Raw genomic sequence first — 231 nt, forward strand, 5'->3', positions numbered from 1 at the left:
TTATTCACCGGGCCATACGATTGGTTCAACCTCTTTTATCGTAGACGGCCGTTACCTCCTTTCAGGTGATATTTTGTTCATTGATTCGATCGGACGACCTGACCTAGCCGGTATGGCGGAGGACTGGGTAGGTGATTTGAGGGAAACCCTTTATACACGATATACGGCGCTTTCGGCAGAATTGATTGTGCTGCCTGCACATTTTATGATCGTGGATGAGCTGAATGAAGA

The 231-nt window shown here is 47.2% G+C and carries 1 protein-coding gene; it reads left to right on the plus strand.

Features of this window, described 5'->3' with window-relative positions:
- A partial coding sequence (locus AAEY83_RS18900) for an MBL fold metallo-hydrolase (protein WP_502945236.1) occupies positions 1–231 on the plus strand: 231 nt, incomplete at both ends.

This window comes from Psychrobacter sp. TB20-MNA-CIBAN-0197 (assembly GCF_040309765.1).
Taxonomy (GTDB): Bacteria; Pseudomonadota; Gammaproteobacteria; order Pseudomonadales; family Moraxellaceae; genus Psychrobacter; species Psychrobacter submarinus.